We start from the raw sequence: 17,077 nt of genomic DNA, 5'->3' as shown, positions 1-17,077 counted from the left end.
GAAATCCTGCACGAAGGAGGCAATATGGATACGAGAACCACATCCGGGGACGGCACGGTCCTGCGCATCGAGGGCATGACCTGCGCCTCCTGCGTGGCACGGGTCGAGAAAGCGCTGGGCAAGGTCGCCGGCGTGACCGGCGCGACGGTCAACCTCGCCACCGAAAAGGCGACGGTGCACGGCCAGGCCGCGACAAGCGCGCTGGTGGCCGCGGTGCGCGAGGCCGGCTATGAGGCCATCGAAGCGGCAGCCCACGCCCCGGCGCAGGCGGTGCGAGGAACAGCGGCGCAGAAGGGCGGCTTGCCGGCCTGGTGGCCGGTCGCCGCCGCGGCCCTGCTGAGCCTCCCGCTGGTGGCGCCGATGCTGGCCCAGCCTTTCGGCCTCGACTGGATGCTGCCCGGCTGGCTGCAGCTGGCGCTGGCCACGCCGGTGCAGTTCTGGCTTGGCGCGCGCTTCTACCGCGCCGGCTGGAAGGCGCTGCGCGCCGGCAGCGGCAACATGGACCTGCTGGTCGCGATCGGCACCAGTGCCGCCTACGGCCTGTCCTTGTACCTCTTGCTGCGCCCCAGCCACCATGGCGCCCCGCACCTGTATTTCGAATCCTCGGCCGTGGTGATCACCCTGGTCCTGCTCGGCAAGTGGCTCGAAGCCCGCGCCAAGCGCCAGGCGGTGGCGGCGATCGGGGCGCTGGAGGCCCTGCGCAGCGAGGAAGCGCTGGTGCGGCGCGGCGCGACGGACCTGCGCATTCCCCTGGCCGAGCTGCGCGTGGGCGACCTGATGGTGGTGCGGCCGGGCGAGCGCGTGCCGGCCGACGGCAGCGTGGAAGAGGGCCGCAGCCACCTCGACGAATCCCTGCTGACCGGCGAGAGCCTGCCGGTGGCCAAAGGGCCGGGCGAGCGCGTGGCCGGCGGCGCCGTGAATGCCGACGGTCTGCTGCTGGTGCGCGCCACCGCGGTCGGCGCCGAGACCATGCTGTCGCAGATCATCCGCATGGTCGAGGATGCGCAGGCGGTCAAGGCGCCGATCCAGCGCCTGGTGGACCGGGTGAGCGCCGTGTTCGTGCCGGTGGTGCTGCTGGTGTCGCTCGCCACGCTGCTTGGCTGGGGCCTGGCGACCGGCGACTGGCAGGCGGCGCTGCTGAATGCGGTGGCGGTGCAGGTGATCGCCTGTCCCTGTGCGCTCGGATTGGCGACGCCGGCCTCGATCATGGTCGGTACCGGGGTGGCGGCGCGCCACGGCATCCTGATCAAGGACGCCGAGGCGCTGGAAACCGCCCATGCGCTCGGGGTGGTGGTGTTCGACAAGACCGGTACCCTGACCGAGGGCCGGCCGCAACTGGTGGCAGTGGAGGGCGCGGACCCGGCGCGGGTGCTGCAGCTCGCCGCCGCCGTGCAGCAGACCAGCAGCCATCCGCTGGCCCGGGCGGTACTCGACGCCGCCACGGAGCGCGGCACCAGCCTGCTGCCGGCGGCGGAGGCGCGTGCGCTGCCGGGCCGCGGCGTTCAGGCCGGGGTCGGCGACGCCGTGGTCCTGCTCGGCAACGCACGCCTGATGCTGGAGCAGGGCGCGGCGCTTGGCGAGCTGGAAGCGCGCGCCGCCGCCCACGAAGCCCTGGGACGCACCGTGTCCTGGCTGGCGCTGCGCCATGCCGGCGGCGCGGGCAGCATCGAGGTGGCCGGGCTGCTGGCCTTCGGCGACACCCTCAAACCCGGCGCCGCCGCCGCGGTGACGCGCCTGCGCAGCATGGGCATCGAGGCGGTGATGCTGACCGGCGACAGCGAGGGCGCGGCGCGCGCTGTCGCCGCCCAGGCCGGCATCGAACGCTATCATGCCGGCGTGCTGCCGGGCGACAAGGCGCGCGTGGTGGCCGAGCTGATGGCGGCCAAAGGCCGGGTGGCGATGGTCGGCGACGGCATCAACGACGCACCGGCGCTGGCCGCGGCCGACGTCGGCATCGCGATGGCGAGCGGCACCGAGGTCGCCATGCAGACCGCCGGCATCACCCTGATGCGCACCGACCCCGGCCTGGTGGCCGATGCGGTGGCGATCTCGCAGCGCACCTACGCCAAGATCCGCCAGAACCTCGGCTGGGCCTTCGTCTACAACGTGGTCGGCATTCCGCTGGCGGCCTTCGGTTTCCTCAATCCGGTGCTGGCCGGCGCGGCGATGGCGCTCAGTTCGGTCAGCGTCGTGGCGAATGCGCTGCTGCTGCGCGGTTGGCGCCCCAGCGAGGCATCCACGCAACACACTTCCATCACCCACCGGGCCGAAGCGCCCATCCAACAAGGAGCACATAACATGCATACATTGACTGTGGAAGACATGAGCTGCGGACATTGCGTCGGCCGCGTCACGAAGGCCGTGCAGGGCGTCGACGAGGCCGCCAAGGTCAGCATCGACCTGCCGAGCAAACGCGTGACGATCGACAGCGACGCCGACCTGGAGCGGATCGTCGCGGCAATCGACGCGGCCGGCTATCCGGTGAGCGCACGATCCTGAAATATTAAAAAAACAACTGCTCAGTTGCGGCAAAAATGCGTTATATTTTTAAGCACGTTGGATAAAAGGCTGGCGCACGGACGGAGCACGACTTCTCGAGCAGCATTCCCCTGGGATGATAGATGCGATACGGTGTTTTGGCAGAACCGGCAGATCTTGCGAAACACCCTCCCTCCGGGGCGCAGCAGCGCAGCGTCCTCGTTGTGCTCGGCGTGCTGGCCGTGCTGTTCTCGCTGCTGGCGCCGTTCGCGAGCACGGCGCTGCCGGTGGCCCCGGAATTCATCCCGATGTACCAGTCGGTACTCATCGGCAGCAACCTGCTCACCGGCATCCTGCTGCTGGGCCACGTCCACACCAGCCGCTCCTGGTCGCTCGGCATCCTGACGCTGGGCTATTTTTTTACTGCCCTGATCGCGCTGGCCCACATGCTGACTTTCCCGGGCCTGTTCTCGGCGCACGGCGTGTTGGGCGGGAACGACCAGACCACGCCCTGGCTGTTCATGATCTGGCATGCGCTGTTTCCGCTGTTCGTGATCGGCTATGCGAGCAGCTACCGGCGTCCCTTGCCGGCCCACTTCCTGCGGGTCGGTACGCTGTTGACCGCCCTGTTCGTTGCCGTGCTGGTGTTGATCTGCACCAACGGGGCGCCCTACCTGCCCGAGCTGATGGACGGATACCGCTTCCGGCCCGCCTACCGCTGGATCAGTGCCACGGTGCTGGCGCTCTCGCTGGTCGCCCTGTGGAAGACCGCGCGCAAGCGCCCGCGCGCCGTGCTCGACGTCTGGCTGACGATCTCGATGTCGGCCTGGGCCTTCGAGGTGATGCTGTCCTGCCTGCTCAACGGCGGCAGTTTCGACCTCGGCTTCTACGCCGGGCGCCTGTATGGCCTGTCGGCCTCGCTGTTCGTACTGGGGGCGGTCGCCATCGACAACATCGCCCTGCATGCACGCCTGCGCGACACCGTCGAAGAGATGTTCGAGACGCGCGCCCGCGCCCAGTGGCAAAGCCTGCTCGGCGAGGTGCTGCGCCAGTTGCCCGATGGCGTCCTGATCGTCGACCGCGAGGGCCGCTGCGTGATGGCCAACGACCAGGCCGAAGAAATGGCGGGCCGCTTCGAGCACGCCGGGACGGAAGGCATGCCCGGTCCGGCGGCGATGCTGTCCCTGATCGGCGCACCGGTGCGGCGCGCGATCGCCGGCGAGGCCTTCCACGACGCCGTGCTCGAGAGCGCGACGCGCGACGGGCGGCGCGTGTTCACGGTGAGCGGTGCGCCGCTGCGCGATGGCGCGGCCGAACTGGCGGCGGCGGTGATCGTGCTGGACGACGTCACGGAGCGTACCGAAGCGAGTGCCGCGCTGGCGCGGGCGCTGGACCAGACCCGCTACCTGATCGAGAACACGCCGCTGGCGGTGATCGAGTGGGACCGCGACTTCGTGATCCGCCTGTGGAACAAGCGTGCCGAGGAGCTGTTCGGCTGGAGCGCCCAGGAGGCGGTGGGACGGCGCATCGACGCGCTGCCGGTGATCCATGAAGAGGACGCCGGCAAGGTGGCGGGCGCAATGGGACGCCTGCTCGATTCGGCCACGCGCTACGTCAAGTCGAGCAACCGAAACCGCACGCGCGACGGCCGCACCCTGTGCTGCGAGTGGTACAACTCGGTGCTGCACGACGAGGAAGGGCAGATCGACCGGGTATTCTCGCTGGTGCTGGACGTCAGCGAGCGCGAGGAAGCGATGGAAGGCCTGAAGGAGGCCGACCGCCGCAAGGACGTCTACATCGCCACCCTGGCGCACGAGCTGCGCAACCCGCTGGCGCCGATCGCCAACGCCGCCTCGCTCCTGCGCGGCAAGCAGCTGGCCCAGGATCGCATCGAATGGATCGCCGCGATGGTCGGGCGCCAGACCGCCCAGATGGCGCGCCTGCTCGACGACCTGCTCGACGTGACCCGCATCAGCCGCGGCAAGATCGAACTGCACCGCGCGCCGCTGGAGCTGGGACGCCTGCTGCGCGACACCCTGCAGACCAGCATGCCGCTGATCGAGGCCGGGCGCCACACCGTCGCGCTCGACCTGTGCGAGGAACCGGTATGGGTCGACGCCGATGCCCTGCGCCTGACCCAGGTGCTGGCGAACCTGATCAACAATGCCGCCAAGTACACGCCGCCGGGCGGGCGCATCCAGATCCAGCTGCGGGAAACCGACGGCGAAGCGCAGGTGAGCGTGAGCGACAACGGCATCGGGATCGAGCCGGACATGCTGGCGCGCGTGTTCGACGCCTTCGTGCAGGTGTCGAGCGCCAGTCACCTGGCCCAGGGCGGACTGGGAATCGGGCTGTCGCTGGCCAAGGGCCTGGTGGAGCTGCACGGCGGCCAGCTCGGGGCCCACAGTGAAGGCCCGGGGCAGGGATCGCGCTTCAGCGTGCGGCTGCCGGCGATCCAGCCGGCGCCCGCCGTCGACGCGGCCGAACAGCAGGCGGCCGGCGGCGCGGGCCTGCGCAAGCACGTGCTGGTGGCGGACGACAACGTCGATGCGGCCGAATCCCTGGCCTGGCTGCTGCGCTCCGAAGGAGCGACGGTGGAAGTCGGCCATGACGGGGCCCAGGCGCTGCGCCTGTACCACGAACACCCGGCCGACATCGTGGTCCTCGACCTTGGCATGCCGGAAGTGGATGGGCTGGAAGTCGCAAGCATCCTGTCGCGCCGCACGCCGCGCCCCTTCCTGGTGGCGGTCACCGGGCGCGGACGCCAGGAAGACCGCGCGGCCTCGCTGGCGGCGGGCTTCGACGAGCACCTGACCAAGCCGGTGGCGCCGCAACAGTTGATCGACCTGCTGGCGAAGCTGTAGGCCGGCCGATGTTGCCGGCCATGCCAGCGACTGTTAGCATGCTGGCGACATTACTTGGAGGGGCCATGCACATGCTGTTTCGCCTGTTTGGCCCACGCCTCAGGAAAACCCAGGAAGACATCGCCGGCCGCGCGGCCGAGGTGATCGCCCACGTGCTCTTCGATGTCGGCCTCGACCGCTTCCTGGCGGGCAGCATGGTGCTGGACAGCCAGTTCCGCCTCCACTTCTACGCGGCGGCGCCCCGGCTTTCCTCCACCATCCTGGCCAGCGTCGCCGTTCACGAGATCGAGGAAGCGCGCGTATTCCGCACCCACGTGATGGAGCGCGGCATCGACACGCCGACCCTCGAGACCCATACCCGCATCATGGCGGACAGCATGATGCGCGTGCTGCGGCTCCAGTCATCCGACCTGCGCGCGCTCCCGGCCGTGCGCATCGAGCGGCGCAGCCTCCTGCGGCGGCGCTGAGCGGTCCGGTGCGCGCCGCCTTGCGAAGCGGCGCTATCCTTCCAGGCGTGGCGCAAGGGCGCCCGCTTCACCGAGGAAAGGTCACCGGCATGAGCGTACGCAACCTCGAGCACCTGTTCGCACCGAAGTCGCTCGCCCTGATCGGCGCCTCCGAGCGGCCGGGCAGCCTGGGCGCGACGCTCCTGCACAACCTGCTGGCCGGCGGCTTCAAGGGCGAGGTCTGGCCGGTCAACCCCAAGTACGGCGAGCTGGCCGGGCGGCGCTGCTACGCGAGCGTGGCGCAGCTGCCCTCGGTGCCGGCGCTGGCCGTGATCTGCACGCCGCCCGCCACCATTCCCGCCATCGTGCGCCAGCTGGGCGAGCGCGGCACCCGCGCGGCGGTGGTCCTGAGCAGCGGCGTGGCGGATGGACGTGAAGCACGTGGACGCAGCCTGCGCCAGGCCATGCTCGACGCCGCCAATCCCTACCTGCTGCGCCTGCTGGGGCCGAACAGCGCCGGCCTGCTGGCGCCCGGTCTCGGGCTGAACGCCAGCGTCGCCACCAGCGGGGCGCTGCCGGGGCGGATCGCCTTCGTGTCGCAATCGGGCGCGCTGATGGTCGGGGTGCTGGACTGGGCGCGCACGCGCGGCATCGGCTTCTCGCACTTCATTGCGCTGGGCGACGCCGCCGACGTCGACCTGGGCGACGTGCTCGATTACCTGGCCAGCGACGGCGGCACCTCCGCCATCCTGCTCTACCTGCAGGACCTGCGCTATGCGCGCAAGTTCATGTCGGCGGCGCGGGCGGCGGCGCGCAGCAAGCCGGTGCTGGTGCTGAAGGCCGGGCGCGAAGACGATCCGGCACCTAGTGCCGCCAGCGAAAGCGGGGCGCTGGCGGGTCGCGACGACGTGTTCGACGCCGCGATCCGGCGCGCCGGCATGCTGCGCGTGTACACCACCGACCAGCTGTTCTCGGCGGCCGAGACCCTGGCCTATGCGCGCCCGTTGCACGGCGAGCGCCTGGCCATCGTCAGCAACGGCGCCGGCCCGGGCGTGCTGGCGCGCGATGCGCTGGCCTATGGCGGCGGGGTCGAGGCGCAGTTCTCCAGCGAGGCGCGGGCGCGCCTCGATGCGCTGCTGGCCCCCGGCTGGGGACGCGGCAACGTGGTCGACCTGCAGGGCGGGGCGGCGCCCGAACTGTACCGCGAGACCCTCGAGATCCTGCTGCAGGACCCGGGCGTCGATGCGGTGCTGGCGATCCAGTCGCCCACCGCGACGGTCGCCAGCCGTGACGTCGCCAATGCCATTGCGCCGCTGGTGCGCAGCGCCTCCAAGACCCTGCTCTCGTGCTGGCTGGGCGGGGCCGCGGTATCGGAAGCGCGCGCGATCGCATCCGGCGCGCGGCTGCCGGCCTTCCGCACGCCGGAAGACGCGGTGGCCGGCTTCATGCAGCTGGTGCACTACCGGCGCAACCAGAACCTCCTGATGGAAGTCCCGCCTTCGATGGCCGGCACGGTGGCGCCCGACCGCGCCGCGGCGCGCGCCCTGGTGCGCGAAGCGATCGCGGGCGGGCGCTACCTGTTGTCCGACCCCGAGACCAAGGCCATCCTGCGCACCTACGGCATGGCAGTGGTCGAGACGCGCCAGGCCGCGACCGTCGAGGAAGCGGTGAGCGCGGCCCGGCGCATCGGCTATCCGGTGGCGGTCAAGATCCTGACGCCCGACGTGATGCACAAGTCCGATTTTGGCGGCGTGACGCTCGACCTCGACAGCGAGGAGGGTGTGCGCGCCGCGGCCACGCGCATGCGCAGGCGTCTCGCCGAACTGTTCCCGCAGGCGCGCTTCGAGGGCTACTCGGTGCAGGCCATGGTCCGGCGCAACAACGGGCACGAGCTGATCGCGGGCGCGGCCCTCGACCCGGTATTCGGGCCGGTGATCGTGTTCGGGCAGGGCGGGGTGACGGTGGAGGTCACGCACGACTATGCGGTGGGCCTGCCGCCTTTGAACCTGGTGCTGGCGCGCGACCTGGTCGACCGCACCCGGGTCGCCAAATTATTGGCCGGCTATCGCAACCGGCCCGCGGTGAACATGGACGCGGTGCTGGCCTCGCTGGTGCAGGTCTCGCGCATGGTCTCGGACATCCCGGAGATCGTGGAGCTGGACCTGAACCCGCTGCTGGCCGACAGCCGCGGCGCCGTGGTGCTGGACGCGCGCATGCGCCTGGCCCTGGCCGACCGGTCCGGCAGCACCCTCGACCGGCTGGCGATCCGGCCCTATCCGCGCGAGCTGGAGCAAACCATCGAGTGGCAGGGTGCGCCGCTGCTGCTGCGGCCGATCCGGCCCGAGGACGGCCCGGCCCACCTGGCCTTCTTCGACGCCTTGACGCCGGACGACGTGCGCTACCGGATGTTCGTACGCATCCGCGAGTTGCAGCCTTCGCAGCTGGCGCGCTTCACCCAGATCGACTACGACCGCGAGATGGCCTTCATCGCGACCCGCCCGAACGCGCAGGGCGTGGCCGAGACGCTGGCGGTCGGAAGAGTGGTGGCTGACCCGGACAACATCACGGCCGAATTCGCGGTGACGGTGCGCTCGGACCTGAAGGGCATGGGGCTGGGGAAGATCATGATGCAGAAGCTGATCGACTACTGCCGTTCGCGCGGGACGCGCGAGATCGTGGGCGAGGCGCTGCCGCAGAATTCGCGGATCACGGGGATGGTCAAGAAGCTGGGGTTTACGGTCAAGTCGACCGGGCTCGAAGGCATGCGCGAAATGCGGCTGGTCTTGTAGGGTGGGCGGGTCCCCCGCCCGCGCGTTCAAACCCCCGTAAAGCAGTCTGCGCGGTCGTTCTAAGGGTGGTTGAACGCGTGGGCAGGAAACCTGCCCACCCTACGAAAGAATTTTTCAATGCGGGCGTTTAGTTGAAATAATATTTCACCGCCTGAACCGAACGTCTTCCTGCACCACTTTCGCATCCCCCTTCGGCTTCTTGGGCTTCTTCGGCTTCTTGACGATCTTCCCGCCCGCTTCCGTCACCGGCACCCGGTGCTCCGGTTCGAAGCCGCCTTCTTCCACCCGCTCCAGGGTCTGGCGGGTCAGGGCCTCGATCGCCGCCAGGTATTCCACTTCGTCGGCGCACACCAGCGACACCGCCTCGCCCGAAGCGCCGGCGCGCCCGGTACGCCCGGTGCGGTGCACGTAGTCCTCGGCCACGATCGGCAGGTCGACGTTGACCACCACCGGCAGGTCGTCGATGTCGAGACCGCGCGCGGCGACGTCGGTCGCCACCAGCACTTTCACATCGCCCGCCTTGAAGCGCTCCAGCGCGCGCAGGCGCGCCGGCTGCGGCTTGTCGCCGTGGATGGCGTCGGCCGGGATGCGCTTGGCGTCCAGCAGGCCGACCAGCTCGTCCACGCCCTTGCGGGTCTTGGCGAAGGCCAGCACCTGGGTCCAGCCGTGCTTCTCGAGCAGGTGCAGGAACAGCTCCGGCTTGCGCTTCTTGTCGACCGTGACCAGCCACTGCTTGACTGCGCTGACGGTGGTGTTGCGCGGCGTCGCCTCGATCCGCACCGGCTCGCGCAGCAGCTGGTTGGCCATGGCGCGGATCTGGTCCGAGAAGGTGGCCGAGAACAGCAGGGTCTGGCGCTTCTTGGGCAGGGCCGCGAACACCTGGTCGAGCTCTTTTGAAAAGCCGAGGTCGAGCATGCGGTCAGCCTCGTCCAGCACCAGAGTCGTCACTTCGTTGAACTTCACGGCATTCTGGCGGTGCAGGTCGAGCAGGCGGCCCGGCGTGGCCACCAGCACGTCCACGCCCTTGCGCAGATTCATCATCTGCGGATTGATGCTGACCCCGCCATAGGCCACCATGGTGCGCAGATTCAGTCCGGCGCCATAGGTGCGGAAACTCTCGTGCACCTGCTCGGCCAGTTCGCGGGTCGGCACCAGCACCAGGGCGCGCGCGGCATTGCTGCCGACCGGCGTGCTTTTCTTGAACAGGCGCTGCAGGATCGGCAGGGCGAAGCCGGCGGTCTTGCCGGTGCCGGTCTGGGCCGCGGCCATGACGTCCTTGCCGGACAGCACGGCAGGAATCGCCTGTTCCTGCACGGCGGTCGGGGTGGTGTAATCGAGCGAAACGAGGGTCTGGACGATCGGTTCGATCAGTCCGAGGGCAGCAAAGGGCATGGAAACCTAACGGCAAGTAAATGTACAGGCCGTAGTTTAGCTTGCCGGAGGCCGGTATGCGAGGCGAAAGCCTCCGGTCAGGCGGAGACGACGATGTCCGACAGGTCGACGATCGGCTTGGCCGGCTCGCGCTGGTCCTTGCAGCCGCCCATCAGGAGGCAGGCAAAAACGAACGCAACAGGTAAGAAGCGGCGCGGTGGCATGATGGCTCCTTGATAAGAGATGCCATCATACGCCGTCCGCGTCGGAGATGCATACAAGTTTAGAAGTTGTACGTGATGCTGGCGCGCAGCACCGGGTAGACCTTGTAGTCCGCGGCTTCTTCGCTCAGGCGCAGTTCCTCGACGGCGACGTCACTGGCCAGCTTGCCGCACACGGCGTTCGAGGTGGTGCAGCCGCGCGGGATCAGGTTGACCTGGGCCTTGCCCTGGTAGATGGCGCCGATGTCGGTGGCGAAGTTCCAGCGCTTGTTCGGGGTCAGGGCGTTGCCCCAGCCGATGCCGATGTAGGGCGCGGCGCGGCGGAAGCTTACGTCGCCCTCGAGGCGGCCGATGTCGCTGGTCGAGTAGGTGTTGCCGTTGAAGCTGAAGCTGCCGCTGGCGCTCGGCACGCCGACCGCCTTGAAGCGGGTGCCGTTGTACACGAGGCCGCCGGTCAGGCGGAAGCTGCTCTGCGAGATCAGGTACCAGTCGAACAGCACGTCGAAGGTCGCCAGCTTGCCGTCGAACTTGTAGTCGACCAGGCCCGAACGCTTGTCGAAATCGTGCTTGAGGTAGTTGGCGCCGAAGCGGCCGTTCAGGTTGCGCTCCATCGGGACGACCAGGTGCAGGCCGGCGCCGGTGGTGCCGAGGTCGGCGGTGACGGCCGCGCCCAGCTGGGCGTGGGCCGATGCGCCCATGGTGATGGCGGCGAGGGCAAAGAGGGTGTGCTTGAGTGCCATGCTGTAGAACCTTTCGAATTCAAATCAGCGGGCATTGTAGCCGCACAGTCCGCCAGCAGCGGAAAAACCGCAGGCGGGTGAGGGCAATGTGCAACGGTTTTTTTGTGCCCATGCGGACCGGTTTCGTCGCCGCTATCCCGCCTCCGTCGCATAATGTCACCTGGCAATCGAGACCGGACGTAATCTGGCGCTGCCCTTCCTACTGAAAGAACATCATGATCGCAAGCATTATTCACCTCGGACGGCTGCTGCTGGCCTGGCTCGGCTGCTACCTGTTCCTGTGCATCCTCCTCAACGAGACCGTCTTCCATCCGCTCGAGCGCGACCCGGGCGGCTGGTTCGCCGTGGGAGCGCTGCTGCTCGGCACCTGGGTGGCGTCCGGCGTGTTCTCGCACATCCGCCGGGTGCGCCTGGTGGCGGGTGTCGTCAACGGCGGCACGCTGTCGAACCGCCAGCGCCGCCAGATCGAGATCCCCTTCGAGGCCGGCGAGGCCTTCGACCTGATCGACGCCGCGATCCGCGAACTGCCGGGCATCGAGATCGTCGACTCGGCCCGCGACAGCCTGCAGGTGCGCGCCAAGGTGGCCCGCATCGATCCCTACGGCGGCCATGGCCGCAACCAGGGCGAGGGCCAGGTCGCCAGCTGGGCCCTCGACCGCTTCGGCACCCACCGCAACCAGATCCTGGCCACCGTCACCCCGAACGGCGACGACGCCGGCAGCGTGACCCTGATCTGCGAGCCGGAACCGGCGGCCTGGACCGACCTGTTCCTGGTCGACCATGGCACCAACCTGGAGAATGCCGAAGCCGTCGTGCGCGCCGTCACCCGCCGCGTGGCCGAGCGCCGCCGCGGCGAGGCGGCCCAGGTGCGCCAGACCGCCACCGAGAAGGAACTCACGGTGGCCAAGCTGAACCTGCTGCACGCCCAGGTCGAGCCTCACTTCCTGTACAACACCCTGGCCAGCGCCCAGGTGCTGACCCGGACCGACCCGGCGCGCGCCGACGAGATGCTCGGCAACCTGATCCAGTACCTGCGCCATTCGCTGCCGCGCACCGAGGACGCGCCCTCGACCATCGGCGAAGAGCTGGAGCGCGCCCGCGCCTACCTCGACATCCTCAAGATCCGCATGGGTCCGCGCCTGCAGTTGCAGATCGACGTCCCGGAACCGCTGCGCGGGGTGCTGTTCCCGACCATGATGCTGCAGACCCTGGTCGAGAATGCGATCAAGCACGGGCTGGAACCGAAGCCGGGCGGCGGCACCGTGTGGATCCTGGCGCGGCAAGTCGACAGCGCGGTGGCGGTGACGGTGGCCGACGACGGCCGCGGCTTCACTGCCGAAGGCGGCGGTACCGGGGTGGGCCTGCGCAACGTGCGCGAACGCCTGCGCCTGGCCTACGGCAATGCGGCTTCGTTCTCGATCGTGGCCAACTTCCCGAACGGCGTGGCGGCCACCATCACCGTGCCGAACGCCGTCAACGGCACCACCACCCTGAGCGGCGCCGTCAAGGCCGCGGGAGCCTATCATGACTGAGCGCCTCAAATGCGTCGTCGCCGAAGACGAGACCCTGCTGCGTGAATCGCTGGTGCAGCTGCTCGGGCAGGTATGGCCGGAACTCGACATCGTCGCCGCCTGCGAGGATGGCGGCAGCGCGCTGGAAGCGATCGCCGAACACCGTCCGCAAGTCGTGTTCCTCGATATCCGCATGCCGGGCCTGAGCGGGCTGGAAGTGGCCTCGAGCCTGGTCGAGGCGGGCATCAAGACCGAGGTGGTGTTCGTCACGGCCTACGACCAGTATGCGATCGACGCCTTCGAGCGCGGCGCGGTGGATTACCTGCTCAAGCCGGTGGCGCGCGAGCGCCTGGCCGGTACGGTGGGCCGGCTCCGCGAGCGCCTGGCGAAGGGCGGACCGGACGTGCAGCAGCTGCAGGCGCTGCTGCAGCAGCTGGCGACGGTCGCGCCGCCCCAGCCGAAGGCGCCGCCGCTGGTGTGGCTGACCGCCAGCCGCGGGCAGGAGACGCGCCTGATCCTGGTCGACGACGTCGCCTACTTCCAGGCCGACAGCAAGTACACGGTGGTGATGACGGCGGACGGCGAGGCGCTGCTGAGGAAGCCGATCCGCGACCTGCTGGACGTGCTGGACCCGACCATGTTCAAGCAGGTGCACCGCTCGACCATCGTCAACCTGCGTGCGGTGGCCGGCGTCTCGCGCGACGAGAGCGGGCGCGGCACCCTGCGCCTGAAGAACCGGCCCGAGACCCTGGCGGTGAGCCAGCCCTTCATGGCGCTGTTCCGTAACATGTAGGATGTAACGGGATGTTAAAAGTTGCGCAGAGTGTAAGAGTGTGGGCTGCCGCACATAAGGATGAGTGTTTCCAGTGGTAAAGTACACCCATCAACGCAACTTATAGAGGCACCCATGAAAGCCCTGATTCTCTGCGCAGCCCTCGCGGCGGCTTCCTTCCCGGCCCTGGCCCAGACCAACGTCAGCATCAGCGTCGGCCAGCCCGGCTTCTACGGCCGCCTCGACATCGGCGACTTCGGCCCGCCGCCGGTGTATGTGGCGCAGCCGATCATCGTCGAACGCTACGAGCGCGTGCGTGCCCAGCCGGTCTATCTGCGCGTGCCGCCGGGCCACCGCAAGAACTGGAGCAAGCATTGCCGCAAGTACGGCGCCTGCGGCCAGCCGGTGCTGTTCGTGCAGGACCGCTGGTACTCGGACGTGTACGCGCCGCGCTACCGCGAAGTGCACTACCGTGAACGCTACGACGACCGTGGCGGCCGCGCCGAGCGCTACGATGACCGGGACCACGGCCGGGACCATGGCCACGGCCATGGCAAGCACAAGGACAAGGACAAGGGCCATGGCCACGGCAAGGGCCACGGCAAGGGCCACGACTAAGCGTCGCACAGACGGCCGCATGGAATCTGCGCGGGCTGCTATTCCGGCAGCGGCGCTTCGGGCGGCAACAGGCCTTCGTGCACCAGTTCCTGCCAGAAGGGTGCCGGAATCTTCACCTCCATCTGGTCCGCATTGCGGCGCAGGTGCCGGGTGCTGCTGGCGCCGGGGATGGTCGCGGCCACCACCGGATGGGCCGCGCCGAACTGCAGCGCCGCCGCGGCCAGGTCGACGCCGTGGCGCGCCGCCACCTGGCGCAGGCGTTCGCGGCGTTCATGGTGCTGCGACTTGGCCGGCACGTAGTCGTAATGGTCGCCGCCGGCCAGGAAGCCCGAGTTGAACGGTCCACCCAGCACGATCCCCGCGCCGCGTTCGGCGCACAGCGGGAACAGTTCCGCCAGGGGCGTGGTTTCCATCAGCGTGTAGCGACCGGCCAGCAGGAAGATGTCGGGGTCGGAATCGCGCAGCGCGCGCAGGCAGGGTTCGACCGTGTTCACGCCCAGGCCCCAGCCCTTGATCAGGCCTTCTTCCCGCATCCGCACCAGCTCCTCGAAGGCGCCGCCCGCGCCGGCCGCGATCCGGTAGTGATGGTCGAACCCGTCCCCCAGGTGGTCGGGCGAGAGGTCGTGCACATAAACGATGTCGATGCTGCCCAGGGCCAGCCGCTGCAGGCTGTCCTCGACCGAGCGGCGCGCGCCCGCTGCCGTGTAGTCGGTCACGCGCCGGAACGGCAGCGAGGACACGAAGGGCGGGGCGATGTCACCGGCCGGGTCGGGCACCAGCACCCGTCCGACCTTGGTCGACAGCGTGTAGTGCCGGCGCGGGCGGCTGCGCAGGGCCTGGCCGAAACGGTGCTCGGACAGGCCGGTGCCGTAGTGCGGCGCCGTGTCGAAATAGCGGATGCCTGCTTCCCATGCCGCGGCGACGGTGGTGTGGGCCGCCTCGTCGCCGGTGCTGTGGTACATGTCGCCCAGCCCGGTGCCGCCAAGGCCCAGGCGCGTGATCGGTCGGTAACGCTGGTTCATGGTGTCCTTTCGTGTCGGTGGTCGCGCCATGCTACACCGGCGGCGGGTGCCACGCGCTTTGCGCCAACGTAGTAAGATGACCACATCGCCCATGTGCCGGCATTGCCGGACGGGTGCCATGACGGAGGCTTACTTTGCGTAGCGAAATCGTGATCGTGGGTGGCGGTGCGGGCGGCCTCGAACTGGCCTGCAAACTGGGCCGCAAGCTCGGTCCGTCGAAGGTGACGCTGGTGGACAGCCGGCTTTACCATATCTGGAAGCCCTCGCTGCACGAGGTGGCGGCCGGCACCCTGGACATCCACCAGGAAGGCCTGTCCTACCAGATGCTCGCGCATGACAATGGCTTCAACTTCGTGTTCGGGCCGATGACGGCGCTCGATGCGGCGGCGAAGACCATCACGGTGGGCGCGATCGTCGCCGCTACCGACAACGACGAAGTCCTGCCCGAGCGCCGCATCCATTACGGCTCGCTGGTGCTGGCGGTGGGCAGTACCTCGAATTATTTCGGCGTACCCGGCGCCCAGGAACATACCATTTCCCTGAATGCCACCGAAGACGCCGAGCGCTTCCGCCTGCGCATGCTGCGCCTGATGCTGGCGGCCGAACAGGAGCATGAAGAAGGCAAGGGCACCGGACTGGATGTCGTCATCATCGGCGGCGGCGCCACCGGCGTGGAGCTGGCGGCCGAACTGCGCGAAGCCTCCGGGGCCTACGTCACCTACGGCTTCGACCAGCTCGACGTCAAGCGCGACGTGCGCATCACCATCCTCGAAGGCGCGCCGCGCGTTCTGGCGCCCTTGCCCGAAAAGGTATCGGCGGCGGCGAGCGAGCTGCTGGCCAAGCGCGGCATCCGCGTCGTCACCGACTGCCGGGTCACCCGGATCGAGCGCGACAAGGTGACCGACAAGGAAGGGAACGTCTATCCTGCCAAGCTGTGCGTCTGGGCGGCCGGCATCAAGGCGCCCGACCTGCTGGCGACCCTCGGCCTGCCGACCGCGAAAGGCGGGCAGGTCGAGGTCGACGCACACCTGCGCGTGAAAGATGCCGCCGATATCTATGCGTTGGGCGACTGCGCCGCCTGCGTGGACGGCAACGGCAATGCGGTACCGCCGCGCGCCCAGGCCGCCCACCAGCAGGCCGACTACCTGGTCACCAGCTTCATCCGCAAGTCCAAGGGGCAGGCGCCGCAGGATCGGCCCTACGAATACCGCGACTACGGGTCCCTGGTGTCGGTCGGCCGCGACACCAGCGTGGGCAGCCTGATGGGTTCATTGCGCGGCGCCAGCTGGTTCGTGCAGGGCACGATGGCGCGCCTGATGTATACCAGCCTGCACCTGATGCACCACCGCGCGGTGCTGGGAACGATGCGCACCGGCGTGCTGGCGCTGGCGCGTTTCCTGGTGCGGCGCGCCACGCCGCTGGTGAAGCTGCACTAGGCGCGCGGCGCCTGCTTCGGCAAGGTCACGCGCAGCACGGCGCCGCCCGACTCGCCGGCGCCGAGTTCCAGCGTGCCGCCCAGGAAGCGTGCGCGCTCGCGCAGCAGGCGCAGGCCGTGGCAGCTGGTGGACTCCAGGATTCCGTCGTGGCGCGGCAGGCCGGCGCCGTTGTCGCGCACGGTCAGCATCACTTGCTCGCCGTCGTCGTCCAGGATCACCTCGGCTTCGGTCGCGCGCGCATGCGCCACCACGTTGCGCAGGCCTTCCTCGGCGCAGCGCAGCAGCACCACGCCCTGGGTGCGGGAATAGGTGGCGTCGTCGTCGGGCAGGCTGGCGCGCGCCTTGATGCCGTGCGCCGCGGCGAAGCCGGGCACCAGTTCGGCCAGCGCGGCCTTCAGGCCGAGGAACTCGAGCTTGTCGTTCCACAGGTCGAGCTGCATCTTGCGGTTGGTCTCGATGATGTTCGCCAGCAGCTGCTTCATCTGCGCGCTGCGGTCGCGCATCGACTGGTTGTCGGCCGGGATGTGCTGGCTGAGCAGCGCCAGGTGCATGGTCAGCGCCGTCATCGACGAGCCCAGGCTGTCGTGCAGCTGGCGCGCCAGCAGGCGGCGTTCCTCGTCCCAGCGGGCGGCGAGGTAGCCCAGCATCTCGGTGAGTTCAGCGGTGCGGTCCGTGCCCGGCGCCGCGCTTGCGGCAGCGGCCAGGTCGGGCCGGAGATGTGCCGGTTCGGTCATCGTAGGCTCGGTTAAAAGTTTCCCAAATCATACAACAGTTGGCGTTTTGGCGGCGCGCAATGGCGCTGCAGCGTG

Annotated in this window: 13 protein-coding genes; 8 read left to right on the top strand and 5 right to left on the bottom strand. The window is 69.0% G+C overall.

Annotation, left to right across the window (positions count from 1 at the left end; all coding sequences use genetic code 11):
• Positions 1-24 precede the first annotated feature (24 nt).
• The 4 genes from ACSQ25_RS14480 to ACSQ25_RS14465 all read left to right on the top strand — a co-directional run bounded on the left by ACSQ25_RS14480 (position 25) and on the right by ACSQ25_RS14465 (position 8,577).
• Positions 25-2,499: a heavy metal translocating P-type ATPase gene (locus tag ACSQ25_RS14480; protein WP_436106378.1), complete on the top strand. Its 2,475-nt coding sequence runs from the start codon at positions 25-27 to the stop codon at positions 2,497-2,499.
• A 137-nt stretch (positions 2,500-2,636) separates the two neighbouring features.
• Positions 2,637-5,342, top strand: coding sequence for an ATP-binding protein (locus ACSQ25_RS14475; RefSeq protein ID WP_436106377.1), 2,706 nt, complete (start codon positions 2,637-2,639; stop codon positions 5,340-5,342).
• Between the two features lie 65 nt (positions 5,343-5,407).
• Positions 5,408-5,809: a hypothetical protein gene (locus ACSQ25_RS14470; protein ID WP_436106376.1), complete on the top strand. Its 402-nt coding sequence runs from the start codon at positions 5,408-5,410 to the stop codon at positions 5,807-5,809.
• Positions 5,810-5,898: 89 nt separating this feature from the next.
• On the top strand, positions 5,899-8,577 hold the full coding sequence (locus tag ACSQ25_RS14465; RefSeq protein ID WP_436106375.1) for a bifunctional acetate--CoA ligase family protein/GNAT family N-acetyltransferase: 2,679 nt from the start codon (positions 5,899-5,901) through the stop codon (positions 8,575-8,577).
• A gap of 144 nt (positions 8,578-8,721) precedes the next feature.
• On the opposite strand, the gene ACSQ25_RS14460 is transcribed toward ACSQ25_RS14465, so the two are convergent.
• The 3 genes from ACSQ25_RS14460 to ACSQ25_RS14450 form a co-directional block, all read right to left on the bottom strand.
• Entirely contained in the window at positions 8,722-9,969 is a 1,248-nt protein-coding gene (locus ACSQ25_RS14460) for a DEAD/DEAH box helicase (RefSeq protein WP_436106374.1), read from the bottom strand.
• A 77-nt stretch (positions 9,970-10,046) separates the two neighbouring features.
• Positions 10,047-10,172 (bottom strand): hypothetical protein, encoded by a 126-nt coding sequence (locus ACSQ25_RS14455; protein WP_436106373.1) that lies wholly within the window; start codon positions 10,170-10,172, stop codon positions 10,047-10,049.
• Between the two features lie 59 nt (positions 10,173-10,231).
• Positions 10,232-10,909 carry a hypothetical protein gene (locus ACSQ25_RS14450; protein WP_436106372.1) on the bottom strand — a complete coding sequence of 226 codons (678 nt, stop codon included), beginning with the start codon at positions 10,907-10,909 and terminating at the stop codon, positions 10,232-10,234.
• A 215-nt stretch (positions 10,910-11,124) separates the two neighbouring features.
• Here ACSQ25_RS14450 and ACSQ25_RS14445 point away from each other — a divergent pair, with 215 nt between their 5' ends.
• From ACSQ25_RS14445 to ACSQ25_RS14435, 3 genes are all read left to right on the top strand, one after another.
• The gene (locus ACSQ25_RS14445) at positions 11,125-12,441 is read left to right on the top strand and encodes a sensor histidine kinase (protein WP_436106371.1); all 1,317 of its coding nucleotides are present in this window, start codon (positions 11,125-11,127) and stop codon (positions 12,439-12,441) included.
• Complete coding sequence (locus ACSQ25_RS14440; RefSeq protein WP_436106370.1) at positions 12,434-13,213, top strand: LytR/AlgR family response regulator transcription factor; 780 nt, start codon at positions 12,434-12,436, stop codon at positions 13,211-13,213. Before ACSQ25_RS14445 ends, ACSQ25_RS14440 begins: the two co-directional genes overlap by 8 nt.
• Before the next feature lie 114 nt (positions 13,214-13,327).
• Positions 13,328-13,810 (top strand): hypothetical protein, encoded by a 483-nt coding sequence (locus ACSQ25_RS14435; protein WP_436106369.1) that lies wholly within the window; start codon positions 13,328-13,330, stop codon positions 13,808-13,810.
• A gap of 38 nt (positions 13,811-13,848) precedes the next feature.
• Here ACSQ25_RS14435 and ACSQ25_RS14430 read toward each other — a convergent pair whose 3' ends face one another.
• Positions 13,849-14,832: an aldo/keto reductase gene (locus tag ACSQ25_RS14430; RefSeq protein ID WP_436106368.1), complete on the bottom strand. Its 984-nt coding sequence runs from the start codon at positions 14,830-14,832 to the stop codon at positions 13,849-13,851.
• Between the two features lie 134 nt (positions 14,833-14,966).
• On the opposite strand from ACSQ25_RS14430, the gene ACSQ25_RS14425 reads away from it, so the two are divergent.
• Complete coding sequence (locus ACSQ25_RS14425) at positions 14,967-16,268, top strand: NAD(P)/FAD-dependent oxidoreductase (protein WP_436106367.1); 1,302 nt, start codon at positions 14,967-14,969, stop codon at positions 16,266-16,268.
• On the opposite strand, the gene ACSQ25_RS14420 is transcribed toward ACSQ25_RS14425, so the two are convergent.
• The gene (locus tag ACSQ25_RS14420; protein WP_436106366.1) at positions 16,265-17,002 is read right to left on the bottom strand and encodes a sensor histidine kinase; all 738 of its coding nucleotides are present in this window, start codon (positions 17,000-17,002) and stop codon (positions 16,265-16,267) included. The two genes, ACSQ25_RS14425 and ACSQ25_RS14420, sit on opposite strands and share 4 nt — an antisense overlap.
• Between the last annotated feature and the right edge of the window lie 75 nt (positions 17,003-17,077).

It is taken from the genome of Massilia sp. LjRoot122, from assembly GCF_964252725.1.
Classification (GTDB): Bacteria; Pseudomonadota; Gammaproteobacteria; order Burkholderiales; family Burkholderiaceae_D; genus Telluria.
Note: the sequence above shows the minus strand (reverse complement) of the source record. Positions and strands in the feature narration are given on the sequence as shown.

Excerpts from the sequence above, each read along its gene's own strand:
- ACSQ25_RS14455 (WP_436106373.1), bottom strand. The coding sequence starts at position 10,172 with ATGCCACCGCGCCGCTTCTTACCTGTTGCGTTCGTTTTTGCCTGCCTC.
- ACSQ25_RS14450 (WP_436106372.1), bottom strand. The coding sequence starts at position 10,909 with ATGGCACTCAAGCACACCCTCTTTGCCCTCGCCGCCATCACCATGGGC.
- ACSQ25_RS14470 (WP_436106376.1), top strand. The coding sequence starts at position 5,408 with ATGCACATGCTGTTTCGCCTGTTTGGCCCACGCCTCAGGAAAACCCAG.
- ACSQ25_RS14480 (WP_436106378.1), top strand. The coding sequence starts at position 25 with ATGGATACGAGAACCACATCCGGGGACGGCACGGTCCTGCGCATCGAG.
- ACSQ25_RS14435 (WP_436106369.1), top strand. The coding sequence starts at position 13,328 with ATGAAAGCCCTGATTCTCTGCGCAGCCCTCGCGGCGGCTTCCTTCCCG.
- ACSQ25_RS14430 (WP_436106368.1), bottom strand. The coding sequence starts at position 14,832 with ATGAACCAGCGTTACCGACCGATCACGCGCCTGGGCCTTGGCGGCACC.
- ACSQ25_RS14440 (WP_436106370.1), top strand. The coding sequence starts at position 12,434 with ATGACTGAGCGCCTCAAATGCGTCGTCGCCGAAGACGAGACCCTGCTG.
- ACSQ25_RS14445 (WP_436106371.1), top strand. The coding sequence starts at position 11,125 with ATGATCGCAAGCATTATTCACCTCGGACGGCTGCTGCTGGCCTGGCTC.
- ACSQ25_RS14420 (WP_436106366.1), bottom strand. The coding sequence starts at position 17,002 with ATGACCGAACCGGCACATCTCCGGCCCGACCTGGCCGCTGCCGCAAGC.
- ACSQ25_RS14465 (WP_436106375.1), top strand. The coding sequence starts at position 5,899 with ATGAGCGTACGCAACCTCGAGCACCTGTTCGCACCGAAGTCGCTCGCC.
- ACSQ25_RS14460 (WP_436106374.1), bottom strand. The coding sequence starts at position 9,969 with ATGCCCTTTGCTGCCCTCGGACTGATCGAACCGATCGTCCAGACCCTC.